Source organism: Kitasatospora sp. NPDC059571 (genome assembly GCF_042735675.1).
In the GTDB taxonomy this organism is placed as follows: Bacteria; Actinomycetota; Actinomycetes; order Streptomycetales; family Streptomycetaceae; genus Kitasatospora.
Map to the genome: position 1 here is coordinate 2,575 of NZ_JBHWBW010000549.1, position 2,247 is coordinate 4,821.

Sequence of the window (2,247 nt, forward strand, 5' to 3'; positions counted from 1 at the left end):
GGACCGGGCGCCCGAGGAGGCGTACGGCACGGGTGGCAGCGCGGCCGCGGAGGACGGTGCGGCGAACGGGGGCGCGGCGGAACCGACCGCGCCTGCGGCTTCGGCTTCGGCTTCGGCTTCGGGGGAGAACGGGGGGGTCGATGGGTGAGGCGTGCGTGCGGCCCGAGTGCTCCGGCGGCGGGGTGATCGACGCCGACGGGTACTGCGACGCCTGCGGACTGACGCCCCGGCAGGGCGGGGCCGGTCCGGCCGCCGCCGCGCCGGCCCTCCGGTGCACCCGGGAGTGCCCGGGCAGCATCGACGGCGACGGGTACTGCGACGAGTGCGGGCTGGCCGCCCCGGGCGGGGCGACCGTGGCGCACGTCCCGTCCGCGCGCTCCGCACCGCAGTCGGCGGCCCCGCGCCCGGGGGCCGCCGGCCGGTCGGAGTCGGGCCGGACGATGTCGGGCCGGTCCCGGTCGCGGGCCTCCGGCCCGGCGGTCGGGGGCGGACGGTCGGTGTCGGTGCGCAGCAGCCGGGGGTCCGCCGGCGGCGGGCGGCGCGGGAACCTCGGCGCGGGGCTGGTCGCGGTGCCGCCGGTGCCCCGGCCGGATCCGGCCTCCGCGGTGCTGGACGACCCCGAGGTGCCCGAGCGCAAGCGGCACTGCAGCCGGTGCGACGCCCCGGTCGGCCGGTCCCGGGCCGGGGTGGCCGGCCGCCCCGAGGGCTTCTGCACCAAGTGCGGCACGCCGTACTCCTTCACGCCCAAGCTGCACCGCGGCGACCTGGTCGGCGGGCAGTACGAGGTGGTGGGCTGCCTGGCGCACGGTGGCCTCGGCTGGATCTACCTCGCGATCGACCGCCGGGTGAACGACAAGTGGGTCGTCCTCAAGGGCCTGCTGGACACCGGGGACGAGGACGCCCTGGCCGTCGCCGTCGCGGAACGGCGCTTCCTGGCCGAGGTCGACCACCCGAACATCGTCCGCATCATCAACTTCGCCGAGCACCCCGACCTGCGGACCGGCGCCGCCGACGGCTACATCGTCATGGAGTACGTGGGCGGCAAGTCCCTCAAGGACATCGCCAACGAGCGCCGGGACCCGCAGGGCCGCCGCGACCCGCTGCCGGTCGAGCAGGCGATCGCGTACGCGCTGGAGGCGCTGCCCGCGCTCGGCCATCTGCACGCCCGCGGGCTGGTGTACTGCGACTTCAAGGTCGACAACGTGATCCAGAGCGAGGACTCGCTCAAGATCATCGACATGGGCGCGGTCCGGCGGCTCGACGACGACGGGCCGGTCTACGGAACGGTCGGCTACCAGGCCCCGGAGATCGCGGCCGACGGCCCGTCACCCGCCTCCGACCTCTACACGGTCGCCCGTACGCTCGCGGTGCTCACCTTCGACTTCCGCGGCTACTCCGACGTCCACCGCCACGACCTGCCCGGGCCGGAGGACGTGCCGCTCTTCGCGACGTACGAGTCGTACTACCGGCTGCTCGTCCGCGCCACCGACCCCGACCCGGCCCGCCGGTTCGGCTCCGCGGAGGAGATGGCCGACCAGCTGACCGGAGTCCTCCGGGAGGTGCTCAGCCTGCAGGACGGCCTGCCGCGCCCGGCGCTCTCCACCCTGTTCGGGCCGGAGCCCCGGGTCGTCGACACCGAGCTCCGTCCCGGCCCGCCCGGGGCAACGGCGGCCGCCACCGCCCTGCCCGTGCCGCGGGTGGACCCGTCCGACCCGCACGCCGGCCTGCTCGCCGCCCTGGCCGGCGGCGCACCCGGCGAGGCCCTCGCCGCCCTGCACGGCGTGCCCGCTCCCTCGCTCGAACTGCGGCTCCGGGTGCTCCGGTGCCATCTTGAACTCGGCGACCACGCGGCCGCCGGGGCGGTGCTGGAGGGCCTGACCGCGGACTTCCCCGACGACTGGCGGGTGGTCTGGTACCGCGGGACCACCGACCTGGCGGCCGGCCGGGCCGAGGCGGCGGCGGAGTCCTTCGACGCCGTCTACGACGCCTTCCCGGGCGAGGCCGCGCCCAAGCTGGCGCTCGCCGTCTGCGCCGAACTCCTCGGCCGCGGCGAGGACGCCGCCGCCTTCTACCGGCTGGTCGCCGTCACCGACCGCAGCTACGTCGGGGCCGCCTTCGGCCTCGCCCGGGTCCGGCTGGCGGCGGGCGACCGGCCGGGTGCGGTCGCGGCGCTGGAGGCCGTCCCGGAGACCTCCGCGCACCACACCGCGGCGGGCGTCGCCGCGGGGCGGGCCCCGCGGCGCGGCC

General features: G+C 77.3%; 1 protein-coding gene. It reads left to right on the forward strand.

Annotated features, from left to right (window positions below; translation table 11 throughout):
* Nucleotides 1-140: 140 nt before the first annotated feature.
* A partial coding sequence (locus ACFV0G_RS35255; protein WP_380556760.1) for a tetratricopeptide repeat protein occupies nt 141-2,247 on the forward strand: 2,107 nt, incomplete at its 3' end.